Below are 10,106 nucleotides of genomic sequence, written 5' to 3' on the forward strand. Positions count from 1 at the left end.
CCTACGGCCTGCGGTGACCCTGCGCGGCCTCAGACCCGCGGTGTGACGGCAGAGTCGAGCACGACGAACGAGTGCCCCGGCACGAGCGTCGCGGACCCGGTCCGGTTGACCACAACCGGCTCCCACCACACCAGGGGAGCACCACCGAAGGGCACGGTCACCGGGTCGGGCCCGAGGTTGCACGCCACATGAAGGCCGCCGCGGTGCATCACGATCCAGCGCTCGTCCTCGTCGTAGTCGACGTGCAGGTGCTCGAGCCACGGATCGGTCAGCTCGGCGCGTTCGCGGCGCAGCGCCAGCAGCTGCCGGTAGCAGTCGAGCACCCGCGCGTGGCCGGGCTCGGCGCGCTCGGCCCAGTTCAGGGTCGACCGCCGGAACGTCTCCGGATCCTGAGGGTCGGGCACGTCCTCGGCGTCCCATCCGTGCTCGGAGAACTCGCGCCGGCGTCCCTCGGCGGTGGCCCGGGCCAGCTCGGGTTCCGGGTGGGAGGTGAAGTACTGGAACGGTGAACTCGCGTCCCACTCCTCGCCCATGAACAACATCGGCGTGAAGGGGGAGGTGAGCACCAGCGCGGCCTTGACGGCGAGCTGACCGTGGTCGAGGTAGTGACCGGGCCGGTCGCCGATCGCCCGGTTGCCCACCTGGTCGTGGGTGCACGTGTAGGCGAGCAGGGCGCTCGCCGGGATGCGCCCGACGTCGAGCGGGCGCCCGTGCGTGCGCCCGCGGAAGCTCGAATAGGTCCCGGCGTGGAAGAACCCGTGCCGCAGGGTGCGGGCGAGACAGTCGAGCGAACCGAAATCGCCGTAGTAGCCCTGTCGTTCGCCGGAGACGGCGGCGTGCACGGCGTGGTGGATGTCGTCGTCCCACTGCGCCTGCAGGCCGTAGCCGCCGGCGGCGCGGGGCGAGATCGTCTTCGGATCGTTCAGGTCGCTCTCGGCGATCAGGCTCAGCGGCCGGCCGAGGTGCGCGGACATCCGGTACGTCGCGACGGCCAGTTCCTCGAGCACGTGCACGGCGGTGTGGTCGACCAGTGCGTGCACCGCGTCCAGGCGCAGCCCGTCGATATGGAAGTCCCGCATCCACCGCAGGGCATTGTCGAGGATGTAGCGGCGCACCTCGCCGGAGTCCGGCCCGTCGAGGTTGACCGATGCGCCCCACGTGCCCTGCCCGCCGGACAGGTACGGGCCGTAGCGGTCCAGGTAGTTGCCGGACGGTCCGAGATGGTTGTAGACCACGTCCAGGATCACCCCGAGGCCGCGGGCGTGGGCGGCGTCCACGAAGCGCTGCAGGCCGTCCGGGCCGCCGTACGGCTCGTGCACCGCATACCAGAGCACCCCGTCGTAGCCCCAGCCGCGGGTGCCGTTGTAGGCGTTGACCGGCATCAGCTCGACGAGGTCCACCCCGAGCTCGACGAGGTCGTCGAGGCGGTCGACGGCCGCGTCGAAGGTGCCACCATCGGTGAAGGTGCCCACGTGCAGCTCGTAGACCACTCCGCCGGCGAGTTGCCGACCGGTCCAGGACGCGTCGGTCCAGGCGCTCTCGTCGAGCGAGTGCAGCTGGGACAGGCCGTGCACGCCGTCGGGTTGCCGCGGCGAGCGCGGGTCGGGCAGCACGGTCTCGTCGTCGTCGAGGACGTACCCGTAGCGGGCACCGGGGGAGGCGTCGACCTCGGCGCGCCACCAGCCGTCGTCGTCCCGGCGCATGGGGTGGTCCGTGCCGTCGACGCGGAGCCGGACGGATTGCGGGGTCGGAGCCCAGACCTCGAAGGTATGCACCCGACCAGCATGCCCGGTCGTCGTCGCGCCTGCAGGCCTCCGAAATCTGTTGCAGTTTCGATGCAACCGATGCTGATACGCTGAGATCGATGTCCCAGCATGCCAAGAGGACCTACAGTTCGCCGCTGCGCGAGGAGGCCGCGCGCCGTACCCGGGCGACCGTCGTCGACGCTGCCGCCCGGCTCTTCGTCGATCGCGGGTACGTCAGCACCACGGTGAAGCAGATCGCGGAGACGGCCGGGGTCGCCGTGCGAACCGTCTTCACGGCGTTCCCCGGCGGCAAGTCCGAACTGTTCCGGGAGGCGCTCGACGCCGCGGTCGCGGGCGGGTCCGCGGACTCGGCCGGCGACGATCCGGCTCCGGCCGAGCGTTCGCGCCCGGGGCGGGTCGCCTCCGGCCCGGCGGGATCGGACGCCGAACGCATCGTCGAGCAGGTGGTCCGTTACGGCGCGGACCTGCTCGAGCGGGCCGGCGGGCTGCTGATGACCTCGGTCGAGTCGTCGGGCGCGGACCCGGACATGCGCCGGTTCGCCGACGAGGACGCCCGCGCCACCGCGGACAACGCGCGCACGATCGCGGTCGGGCTGCACCGGCACGGGCTGCTGCGCGACGACGTGAGCGTCGATCACGCGGCACACGTGCTCTACACGCTGGGTTCTCCGCAGGTGCATGCGCTGCTGCGCCGCGACTGCGGCTGGGACGTGGACGAGTACCGGGCGTGGCTCACGGCGACCCTGCGGGCGACGCTGCTGCGCTGAGCCGGTGCCGCCTCCTCACGGCCAGGCCGCCGGGGCCGGGACGCGCACCGCCCGCGGGGTGGTCCCGAAGCGGGCACGGAACGCCGTCCCGAACGCGCTGAGCGATCCGAAGCCGGAGGCGAACGCGATGTCGCCCACGGCGACCGCGCTCCAGCGTGGGTCCTCGAGGCGGCTGCGGGCGCGGTCCAGCCGCCGGTTGCGGAGCAGTTCGGCGGGCGTGGTGCCGGCCGTCCGCAACGCGAGCTGGAGCTGCCGCAGCGACCAGCCCAGGTCGCGCGCGATCGACGCCGGTGTCAGGTCAGGATCGTCCGAACGTTCGTCGACGTAGGCCCGGGCGGCCGCGGCCACCGCCTCCAGGCCGCCCGGGCGGATGCCGTCGCGCAGGTCGGCCAGGGCGACGGCCACGAGTTCGATCACCCGCGCGCTGATCGTGACGAATGCGGGACCGGACAACGACTTCCGTTCCCGGGCCAGCGCCCGCGTCATCGTCTCCGCCACCGACGCGACGCCGCGGCGCAGGTCGAGCACGCTCGGCCCGTCGGCGACGGCACGGTCGGGCAGGCACCCTTCGGGCACGGTGAGCACCCACGCCCGGGTCTGCGCGCGATGGAGGAGCTCGAAGGGGCGGGCCATCGACACGAGGGCCGCGCGGCCGACCGGCACCGGCAGCGTGACCCCGTCGTGCGCGACGGTGAGGGTGCCGGATTTCGGCACGAACAGTCGCATGCTCCGGTCGTCGTCCGCCCGGACGTGCCGCGCGGTCCGCGCGTAGGTGATCCGATCGGACCAGAACTCGACGAGCTGGTGATTCCCGCAGCGCTGCACGTGCGTGGCGCCGGCGAAGTCGGCCGGCGACCGCTCGCCCGGAGCGGGGAAGAAGTAGTCCAGGGTGCCGTGGTTGAACCGCACGTGGTCGGTCCAGAACTCGGCGCGGTCGCGCCGCGGCACGCGGCGGGTCGTCGTGAACTGCACCTGGTAGTCCGCTGTCACCGTGACCTCCTCACCGGCCGTGCGCGGGACGGGCAGGGTCCTGCGCGGATCGACGAGTGCTGCGACCGGACCGCTCCCTACGCTCGTCGGCAGTGTAGTGACGAGCGCCACAGCGCGGTGCGGTGGCCCGGATCCAGGAGGTTTCTCATGCTTCGAGCATCGGTCAACGGGACGGAACTCGCCTTCGTCGACGTCGGTCCGCGCGACGGGGTGCCGATCGTGTTCAGCCACTCGCTCTTCTTCGATCACACGATGTTCGACGCGCTCGTGCAGAAATTCGCCGACGACGGGTACCGGGTGGTCGCCTACGACCATCGTGGGCAGGGTGAGAGCGCCCCGGCGGCGCGGGACGAACTGGCGGTCGACGTTCTCGCCGAGGACGCCGCGGCCCTGATCGAGCATCTCGATCTCGCACCCTGTCACGTCGTCGGGAACTCCCTCGGCGGATTCGTCGCGCTGCGGCTCGCCGCGCGACGGCCCGAACTGCTCCGCACGGCCGCCGCACTCGGCTCGTCGGCGGAGGAGGAGTACAAGCTCGACGAGTTCGCTCCGCTGGTCGGCCACCTCACCGAGCACGGCACGGCCGACGTCGTCGACACGATCATGTACATCATGTTCGGCGATTCGAGCCTCGCTCAGGAGAGCGCGATGACGAGCACCTGGCGCGCGGCGATCGCCCGGCTCGGGCCGCGCATCGGAGACGCGGCCCACGGCGTCATCCACCGCGGACGGATCGTCGAGGAGCTGGCCGGCTGCCGCGTGCCGGTCCTCGCCGTCGCCGGCCGCGAGGACCACGCCTACCCGCCGCCGATCTCGTCGGTGAACATCGCCGACGCCGCGGGAGGCCGGCACGTCACGGTCGATGCCGCGGGGCACTCCGTGGCGCTCGAGCAACCGGACGAGGTCGCGAGGCATCTCTCGGAGCACTTCGCCCCGGCCGGGCGGGACCGATCCGGCGGGTGACGGCGCGCCGCGGCAGCCGGGGTGGCGCCCCAGCGTGCGCCGCGGAGACCGGCGCACCGGATATGTGGAATCCACGGCCTACGGAAAAATGGAATTTACCGAACCAGGTCCGCGCGGTTCCTCGCGTCCGAGAATTGCACCGAAGACGGGGCGCCCTCCCGGCGCGGGCGCACCGCGGCGGGCACGGGCTCGGGAACGACCGCCCGGAACGGGCCGCATCCGGAAGAGGTCGCCGCGGGCGTGTACCGGCTCGGGGCCGGCCGCGGCCTGACCGAGGCCAACGTCTACCTCGTGCGGTCGGGGCACACACCGGGGCACCTCGCGTTGTTCCGCAGGTCCGGCCGGGTGGCGATCACCGGCGGCGCCGTGCTGACGGTCGACGTGAGCTCGCTGCCCCGGCCTGCTGCGCCGCAGGCGCGGGACGTCCGGTCCGCCCCGCCTCACCACCTGGAACCGGGCCTACGCGCGCGAATCGATGTCCCGGATCGCGGGGCTCGCGCCCCGGGTCGTCGCGAGTGGCCACAACCGGCCGCTGCACGTCCCCGAGACCGCCGGGCCGGCGGAATCGTGAGGGGTCCCGGCGGTGGGGCGCTCGAATGTGTTTCGGATCACATTCCGCCGGATATCCGAGACAGTGGGTCGGGACGTCGAGGCAGGGAAGGAGGAAATCGGTCATGTGGAACTTCCGACCTGAGTTCAACTGGTTCATGCATCTGTTCCGCGACCTGTTCGGCTGGTTGAGCTGAGACAGGGCCTCACCGTCCGCGCCCCGCCCGGGGGCGGACGGTGACATACGTCGCCTCGACGGCGACGGGGACCGCGAACCCACGACGTTGCCCGAGAGGACCCCATGAGTCACGCCAGTTTCGCGTCCCGGGTCGGTGCCACTCGCGACAAGCTGTTCGACCTGGCCCGCGAGATCGCCGCGATCGTGGAGGCCGCCGAGGCACTCGACCGGGAGTCCCTGCCGCTCGCCGACGAGATCGCCGTGACCGGGCTCGTCGACGCTCTCACCGACGTGAGCGGGCACCTCGACGCGGCGACGGAGCCGCTCGGCGAGGCCGTCTGGTTCTCGCGTCATCTGCCCGGACCGTTCGGCTGACGCTCGCGCCCGAGGATTACGCGGCCGGAAACCGGGTATGTCGTCGGGGCCGAGGCGCTGCTCTCGGCACCGTTCCCGCACCGCCGACACCAGGAGCGCACGTGAGTACCCAGAACCCCGGACCTCAGCCGGAAGACACCCCCGGCCTCGACGCCGGCGGGGGAGTGCAGCCCGGGGACACGCCGCCCGATGCCGGACAGACCTCCGGTCTGTCGCATCCCCAACCCAACCCGAGCCGGGTGATGCCCGTCTTCGCGATCCTGCTCATCGCGTTGATCGTGCTCGGAGTGGCGGCGTTCTTCGTGGCGCGCGCGTTCGCCCTCTTCGACTGAGTACGCCGAACGACCGAACCGCGCCCGCTAGGTCAGCCGAGAGCGTCGACGTAGAGCCAACGGCCGTCCTCGCGGACGAACCGGCTGTGTTCGTGCAGCACGTCCGCGTGACCGCCGAACCTGTAGTGGGCGCGGAACTCGACCGTTCCCTCCGTGTGCAGGAACCCGCCGCCGCTCGTGCGCAGCACCTCGAGCCCGGTCCACCGCTGCGCCGGATCGAGGTCCAGCCGCACCGGGCGAGTCCCGGGGTGCCACGTGCGGCGCAGATACGCCTCGTCGCCCACCGCGAAGGCGGTGTACCGCGAACGCATCAGCTGTTCGGCGGTGGGCGCGTGCCCGCCGGCGAGGAACGGCCCGCAGCATTCGCCGTACGGCAGGCCCCGGCCGCACGGGCAGGGTGTGGTGGGGCCGGGTCGGGGGGCGCGCTCGCGTGGACTCACCGGCACATTATCGCCACGGCCGGGATCGGGCGGTGGTGCCGGCCGTGGCACGATCGAACCTCGGGACGAGCGCGGCCGGAGGAACGGTGGGGCATGGTCGAATCTGCCGACACACAGGCATGGGAGCAGGGCAGTCCCGGCACCGCGCTGCGGCACAGCTTCGCGGCCGTCCCGGTTGCCGGGCCGGACGACACGGTTGCCGGGGTGCTCGACCGGATGCGGGAGCACAGTTTCGACAGCGCCGCCGTCGTCGCCGTGCTCGCCGGTGAGGTGCTCGTCGGTCTCGTCACGATCGAACGGCTGCTGGCAGCCCCCGGCACCACCCGGATGAGCGACGTGATGGATCCGGATCCGCCGGTGGTGCGTCCGGACACCGCGCAGGAACGGGCCGCGTGGAAGGCTGTTCAGCACGGTGAACCCGGCCTCGCCGTCGTGGACGGCCGCGGCCGGTTCCGCGGTCTCATCGCGCCCCAGCAGCTGCTCGCCGTGCTGCTGCACGAGCACGACCAGGACATGGCCCGGCTCGGCGGCTTCGTGCACTCGGTGGACGCGGCACGGGCCTCGAGCGTCGAGGGAATCCGTCGACGCCTGTGGCACCGGCTGCCGTGGCTCGTCGTCGGTCTGGTCGGGGCCATGGTCTCGGCCCGCCTGATGCAGGTCTTCGAGGCCGAGCTCGACGCCGACCTCGCCGTCGCCTACTTCGTGCCGGGCATCGTGTACCTGGCGGACGCGGTCGGTACGCAGACCGAGGCGCTGGTCATCCGCGGGTTCTCGGTGGGTGTGGGGATCCGCCGGATCGTGCGCCGCGAGGTGCTGACCGGCCTGTCGGTGGGGGCGCTGCTGGGTGCGACGATGCTGCCGGCGGTGCTGCTCATGACGGGAAACCGGGATCTCGCGGTCGCCGTGGCATCGGCCGTGCTGGCCGCCAGCACCATCGCGACCACCGTCGCGATGGTCCTGCCGTGGGCACTGCAACGGCTGGGCAAGGACCCGGCGTTCGGGTCCGGCCCGCTCGCCACGGTGATCCAGGACCTGCTCTCCATCGTCATCTACTTCGTGGCGGTGACGCTTCTGCTCGGCTGAGGGGTGGGGTGTTCCCCACCCCAGGGGTCCTTGGGGAACAAGGCGTTCCCGAGCCACGATGGGGCGACCGACCGCCAATCCCGTGGAGGCCCCGTGACCGTAACGTCGGAAACGTTCACCCCGAACCCCACCGCCCTCGCCGGCACGGCCGAACTGGATCACGTGTTCGACGAGATCGACCGGGTCGACGCCGAGATCGTCGCCGCGATCCGGCGCCGGACCGGTCTCGCGCACCACGCCGGCCGGCTGCGCCGCGCCGGTCACGGAACGGTGCCGGCGCACACGCGTCGCGAGATGGCGGTGCTCGCGCGGTTCACCGCGGCACTGGGGCGGGACGGTTCGGCGCTGGCGGCGACGCTGCTGCGGTTGGGACGCGACCCCCTTGCCGACGCTGCAACCTACGGGCAGGATTGAGTCCGCGCCCTGGAGGTTGTGATGAGCGTCGTCACCGAATCGCGTCTGTCGTATGTCGACAAGCAGGGGCGGCAGCATCGGTTCGAGCTGTCGCCGGAGTCGCCGCGCGTCACCATCGGCCGTGCTCCGAGCTCCGACGTGGCGTTCACCGGCGACAACGAGGTCTCCCGCCTGCACGCCGTCGTGGAGTGGATCGGCACCCACTGGACCATCCTCGACGACGGGCTCTCCCGCAACGGCACGTTCCTCAACGGGGAACGCATCACCGGACGCCGCCGCCTGCGGGAGGGCGACAGCATCCGGATCGGCTCGATCCGACTGACCTTCCAGGAGATCGGTGCCGGACCGGACGAGGCGACCCGCGTCGCGTCGGAGCTGCCGACGGTGCGTTCGCTCACGGAGACGCAACGCGGAATCCTGCTCGCGCTGTGCCGGCCCTACAAGCACGGCGCCGCGTTCGCCACCCCCGCCTCCAACCAGGACATCGCCACCGAGCTGTTCCTCAGCGTCGACGCCGTCAAGACGCATCTGCGGGCGCTGTTCGCGAAGTTCGGTGTCGAGGATCTGCCGCAGAACCAGAAGCGGGTCCGGCTCGCCGAGCTCGCATTGCACAGCGGCGTCATCACCGAACGCGACCTCTGACCTGCGGCTCACCCCACCCGCTGCAGCAACCTGCCGAGGGCCCGCGCGACCTCCGCGGGGCGGTCGGCGATCACCGAGTGCCCGGCGCCGTCGACCCGCACCAGCTCGGCGCGCGGCAGCCGCGCTGCGAGACCGGCGGACAGCTCGAACGGGGTCCACTCGTCCGCCGACCCGCACAGCACGAGCGCGGGGACCGCGGCGAGCACCGCCAACGCGGCGGATTCGTCGAGCACGGCGAACGATCGCAGGAACGCCGCCATCGTCACCACCGGCGTGTCGTTCGCGAGCACCGCCAGCAGGGCCGCCCACCGGGAACCGGGGGCGCGTCGCTGCGCCGCCCGTCTCAGCGGCCGCACCGCCCGTCCGCCCAGGTGCAGCGCGTGCTGCACGGCGCCGGGTGCGTGCTGCACCGCGCGGTGGAACAACTCGACCGCGGGGCTCTCGAGGTACCGCCCGAGCCCCGACCGGCCGAGATCACCGGCGGCGGTGCCGATCAGGCAGATCCCGGCGACCCGGGTGCCGATCTCGTGCGGATGTTGACGGGCGTAGGACAGGATCGTCATGCCGCCCATCGAGTGGCCGACCAGCACCACCGGACCGGCGGAGACCGCGCGCAGCACCGCCGCGAGATCGCGCCCGAGCTGCTCGACGGTGTACGTCTCCGGCCCGGCGGTGCCGGACGCGCCGTGACCGCGGTGGTCGAAGAACACCATCCGCAGCGTCGCTCCGCGGCGCCGGAGCAGCGAATCCCGAAGAGGCGACCAGGTTTCCGTGCGGCCGCAGTGCCCGTGGACGAACACGGCGGTGAGCGGTGCGCCGGCCGCGCCGATCTCGTGGACCGCGAGCGGCACGCCGTCGTCGGCGATCACCGTATGGCGGCGTACGAGACGCTCGGTGCGGAGGGTGGACATGCGGACAAGGATCCGCCGGATGCCGGTGCCGGGCGAGCAACCCCGGTGGTGGTGGATTTCACCTCAGGGGGCCACTTCTGCACCCTGGGTGGTGGACAATCGCGTCATGGATGCGCAGCGGTATGTCGGCGTGGTCGGGCCCGCGGAGGCCACGGCCGAACAACGCCGGATCGCCCGTCAGGTCGGCGGGCTGCTCGCGGCGCGACGCGCCGTCGTCGTGACCGGGGGACTGGGCGGGGTGATGGCCGCGGCATCGCGCGGAGCCGCGGAGGCCGGCGGCACCACCCTCGGCCTGCTGCCCGGCGACGACCGCGCGGAGGCCAACCCATACCTCACCGTGTCGATCCCGACCGGTCTCGGCGAGATGCGCAACGCCCTGCTGGTACGCACCTGCGAGGCGCTCATCGCGGTCGGCGGCAGCTGGGGCACGCTCAGCGAGATCGCGCTCGCCGTCCGCACCGGCGTCCCGGTGATCTCGATCGGGGGGTGGCCGCTGCCCGCCGCCGGGGTGCTCGCCGTGACCTCCGCCGGGGACGCCGTCGACGCCATCCACGACCTGTTGTGGCGGCGCGATCCCACCGCGGGCTGGACCGGCTGAGGAGTTCTCGCACCCGAGGGTGATTCTCGACCACCCCTGCGGGTGCCGCGCCCACCGCTGGGGTCGGTATCGGCACCGGGGTCTGCGGACGACCGTGG

Annotated in this window: 12 protein-coding genes; 8 read left to right on the forward strand and 4 right to left on the reverse strand. The window is 72.3% G+C overall.

Annotated features, from left to right (window positions below; all coding sequences use genetic code 11):
* Positions 1 to 29 precede the first annotated feature (29 nt).
* Positions 30 to 1,775 carry a malto-oligosyltrehalose trehalohydrolase gene (treZ, locus tag A4U64_RS09580; RefSeq protein ID WP_029544139.1) on the reverse strand — a complete coding sequence of 582 codons (1,746 nt, stop codon included), beginning with the start codon at positions 1,773 to 1,775 and terminating at the stop codon, positions 30 to 32.
* Between the two features lie 89 nt (positions 1,776 to 1,864).
* On the opposite strand from treZ, the gene A4U64_RS09585 reads away from it, so the two are divergent.
* A complete protein-coding gene (locus A4U64_RS09585; RefSeq protein WP_006943771.1) occupies positions 1,865 to 2,533 on the forward strand; it encodes a TetR/AcrR family transcriptional regulator in 669 nt (222 codons plus the stop codon).
* 15 nt (positions 2,534 to 2,548) lie between these two features.
* Here the strand turns inward: A4U64_RS09585 and A4U64_RS09590 are convergent, their stop codons facing one another.
* Entirely contained in the window at positions 2,549 to 3,523 is a 975-nt protein-coding gene (locus tag A4U64_RS09590; RefSeq protein ID WP_051359257.1) for an AraC family transcriptional regulator, read from the reverse strand.
* A gap of 117 nt (positions 3,524 to 3,640) precedes the next feature.
* Between A4U64_RS09590 and A4U64_RS09595 the strand changes: the two genes are divergently transcribed.
* From A4U64_RS09595 to A4U64_RS09605, 3 genes are all read left to right on the forward strand, one after another.
* Complete coding sequence (locus A4U64_RS09595; protein ID WP_232334182.1) at positions 3,641 to 4,486, forward strand: alpha/beta fold hydrolase; 846 nt, start codon at positions 3,641 to 3,643, stop codon at positions 4,484 to 4,486.
* 850 nt (positions 4,487 to 5,336) lie between these two features.
* On the forward strand, positions 5,337 to 5,588 hold the full coding sequence (locus A4U64_RS09600; RefSeq protein ID WP_006943779.1) for a hypothetical protein: 252 nt from the start codon (positions 5,337 to 5,339) through the stop codon (positions 5,586 to 5,588).
* A gap of 101 nt (positions 5,589 to 5,689) precedes the next feature.
* On the forward strand, positions 5,690 to 5,920 hold the full coding sequence (locus tag A4U64_RS09605; RefSeq protein ID WP_006943781.1) for a DUF6480 family protein: 231 nt from the start codon (positions 5,690 to 5,692) through the stop codon (positions 5,918 to 5,920).
* A gap of 32 nt (positions 5,921 to 5,952) precedes the next feature.
* On the opposite strand, the gene A4U64_RS09610 is transcribed toward A4U64_RS09605, so the two are convergent.
* Complete coding sequence (locus A4U64_RS09610) at positions 5,953 to 6,360, reverse strand: YchJ family protein (RefSeq protein WP_082120248.1); 408 nt, start codon at positions 6,358 to 6,360, stop codon at positions 5,953 to 5,955.
* Between the two features lie 93 nt (positions 6,361 to 6,453).
* Here A4U64_RS09610 and A4U64_RS09615 point away from each other — a divergent pair, with 93 nt between their 5' ends.
* The 3 genes from A4U64_RS09615 (at position 6,454) to A4U64_RS09625 (ending at position 8,499) form a co-directional block, all read left to right on the forward strand.
* Entirely contained in the window at positions 6,454 to 7,443 is a 990-nt protein-coding gene (locus A4U64_RS09615) for a magnesium transporter (protein WP_029544134.1), read from the forward strand.
* Between the two features lie 93 nt (positions 7,444 to 7,536).
* The gene (locus A4U64_RS09620; RefSeq protein ID WP_006943785.1) at positions 7,537 to 7,857 is read left to right on the forward strand and encodes a chorismate mutase; all 321 of its coding nucleotides are present in this window, start codon (positions 7,537 to 7,539) and stop codon (positions 7,855 to 7,857) included.
* Between the two features lie 21 nt (positions 7,858 to 7,878).
* Entirely contained in the window at positions 7,879 to 8,499 is a 621-nt protein-coding gene (locus A4U64_RS09625) for an FHA domain-containing protein (protein ID WP_006943787.1), read from the forward strand.
* An 8-nt stretch (positions 8,500 to 8,507) separates the two neighbouring features.
* Here the strand turns inward: A4U64_RS09625 and A4U64_RS09630 are convergent, their stop codons facing one another.
* Complete coding sequence (locus tag A4U64_RS09630) at positions 8,508 to 9,410, reverse strand: alpha/beta fold hydrolase (RefSeq protein WP_029544132.1); 903 nt, start codon at positions 9,408 to 9,410, stop codon at positions 8,508 to 8,510.
* Positions 9,411 to 9,516: 106 nt separating this feature from the next.
* Here A4U64_RS09630 and A4U64_RS09635 point away from each other — a divergent pair, with 106 nt between their 5' ends.
* Positions 9,517 to 10,008 carry a TIGR00725 family protein gene (locus A4U64_RS09635; RefSeq protein ID WP_029544130.1) on the forward strand — a complete coding sequence of 164 codons (492 nt, stop codon included), beginning with the start codon at positions 9,517 to 9,519 and terminating at the stop codon, positions 10,006 to 10,008.
* Positions 10,009 to 10,106: the final 98 nt, after the last annotated feature.

Source organism: Rhodococcus sp. WB1 (assembly GCF_001700945.1).
GTDB lineage: Bacteria > Actinomycetota > Actinomycetes > Mycobacteriales > Mycobacteriaceae > Rhodococcus > Rhodococcus aetherivorans.